This window comes from Aquitalea sp. S1-19, assembly GCF_024343515.1.
This window is the reverse complement of sequence record NZ_RJTZ01000245.1, coordinates 1-1,960: the sequence shown is the minus strand read 5'-3', so window position 1 is coordinate 1,960 and position 1,960 is coordinate 1. Positions and strand designations below refer to the sequence as shown.

Here is a 1,960-nt window from a genome sequence, read left to right as displayed (position 1 = left end):
TGGCGTTGACGAACCACTCGCGCACCTTGAACAGGCTCACCAGAATAAACAGGATGCCGGACAGGAACACCGCGCCCAGCGCTGTCTCCCATGGCAGTCCCATGCCCTTGACCAGGCCGAAGGCGAAGAAAGCGTTGATGCCCATGCCCGGCCCCTGGCCGATCGGGTAGTTGGCTAAGAGGCCCATCAGCAGGCAGCCGATGGCGCCGGCCAGACAAGTGGCGACGAACACGGCGCCATGGTCCATGCCGGCGGCGGCGAGGATGTCCGGGTTGACGAACAGGATGGCCGACATGGTGAGGAAGGTGGTGAAACCGGCGAGGATTTCGGTGCGCACGGACGAGCCTTGCGCACGGATGTGGAATAGCTTTTCCAGCATGCGTGATTTCCGGAGAGATTAAGGTGGGCAAAACCTGAGCTACAGTCAGGCGCTAGGCGGGCAGCCGGCAGATATCCGGCACCCGCTCCGTCGGGGCGCAAGTATAGAGGGGGAATGGGGAATGGGGAATGGGGAATGGGGCGTTCCCCCTTCCCTGTCATGCACTTACTTCAGGCACACCACCCGTGTTCCGGCCAGCCTGTCGTGCAGGCTGCGTTTTTCCGGGTCTATGCCGCGGGCGATAAAGGGTAGCGGCAACCAGACCAGGGCGAGCCAGAAAGGCGCGCTTTCTCCCAGACTGCGGCTCCAGCCTGCATAGGCCAGCGCCGGCACGCCGACAAACAGCGCCAGCGCAATCAGGTAGCGGCGCAAAGCCAGCGGCCAGTCAAGCGCCGCGCCATCGGCACGCACCAGCTTCAGACGCCAGGTTTTCATCGCCAGCGTCTGTCCGCCCTTGACCCAGCACCAGCCGTAATAGGCAAACAGCAGGCCGGCCAGCAAAAGGCGGAACAGCAACTCGGCCAGCGGGCTTGCGCCCAGCACGGCCTTGAGGGGGGTCAGCAGAGTGGCGATCGCCAAAAGTACGGCTGCGGTGAGCAGCACTTCATACAGCAAGGCGGCCAGCGTGCGGCGGGCTGTGGGTAGAGCTGGGTGGGCGGGCATGCAGTATCCGGGCGCAAGAGAGAGGACGATATTCTACCTGAATGATTGTGGGGGCCGCAGGTTCAGCGTGGAGCCAGTGAGCCCGGTGTGTGCTGCTGGCGCCAGTATTGCTGTTGTGCGGGCGACATGGCCTGCAATTTGCGCCAGTTCTGTCTTGCCAGCTGGCGCTGTGCCGGCGTGAGCTCGGCCCAGCGTTTGAGCCGGCTTTGCAGGCGGGCACGCTTGGCCGGCGGCAGCGTGACGCCATCCGGTACCAAGGCCAGCATGTCCTGTTTTTTGGGGGCGGAGTAGCGGTTCCAGTCGCGCGCCAGCGGGGCAAGCAATTGGCGCTCGTGTTCGGCCAGTTCGTTCCAGTCGGGCGAGGCGGGTGTACCTGCGCTGGCTTGCAGGGCATACAGGCAGGCACACAGTAGCAGGCATCTAGTCATGATTTTTCTCCAGTGCCGGATCGAGCAGGGTGTCCAGTGGCCAGCTATCGGCTAGCAAGGCGGTGTCATCCGAACTGTCTGTCTGCGTTTGCCATGGCAGTTGCGGCAGACCGGTACTGATCAGGACTGCCAGCAGCAAGGCGAACGCCGCGCGGCGCAGGGGGTGCAGATTGAGCGCCAGCCACGGGCGCAGGCGGGCAAACCGGCGCGAGGCATGGAGTTCGGCGGCATCCAGTGCCGCCAGACACAGATCTGGTAGCTGAACCTCATCCTTGGGCAGGGCAGCGGTCAATACGGCGCAGATGGCGGCATCCAGACTGGCGTAGCCTGCTGGCAGGCTCAGGCCCTTCAGTGAGAGCAGAGTATGCAGGGCATGGCGGCCAGCGTGCTCATGCCGGGCAAGGGCGCGGGACGAAAGTGCCATGCTTTGTGCCGCTTGTTGCGGACTGAACCCCAGCCAGTGGCGCAATAGATAGGCCTGCCGGTCTGC

4 protein-coding genes are annotated in these 1,960 nt (G+C 64.1%); all 4 read right to left on the bottom strand.

Features of this window, described 5'->3' with window-relative positions:
* Positions 1–379, bottom strand: a 379-nt coding sequence (locus EGI20_RS17815; RefSeq protein ID WP_498633048.1) for a solute carrier family 23 protein, incomplete at its 3' end; no start/stop codon positions are given.
* Positions 380–544: 165 nt separating this feature from the next.
* Positions 545–1,042: an RDD family protein gene (locus EGI20_RS17810; RefSeq protein ID WP_124735077.1), complete on the bottom strand. Its 498-nt coding sequence runs from the start codon at positions 1,040–1,042 to the stop codon at positions 545–547.
* A gap of 62 nt (positions 1,043–1,104) precedes the next feature.
* Positions 1,105–1,470: a DUF3106 domain-containing protein gene (locus EGI20_RS17805; protein WP_124735078.1), complete on the bottom strand. Its 366-nt coding sequence runs from the start codon at positions 1,468–1,470 to the stop codon at positions 1,105–1,107.
* The coding region (locus EGI20_RS17800) for a hypothetical protein (RefSeq protein WP_498633046.1) at positions 1,463–1,960 on the bottom strand (498 nt) is incomplete at its 5' end. The genes EGI20_RS17800 and EGI20_RS17805, both read right to left, overlap by 8 nt.

Excerpts from the sequence above, each read along its gene's own strand:
- EGI20_RS17810 (WP_124735077.1), bottom strand. The coding sequence starts at position 1,042 with ATGCCCGCCCACCCAGCTCTACCCACAGCCCGCCGCACGCTGGCCGCC.
- EGI20_RS17805 (WP_124735078.1), bottom strand. The coding sequence starts at position 1,470 with ATGACTAGATGCCTGCTACTGTGTGCCTGCCTGTATGCCCTGCAAGCC.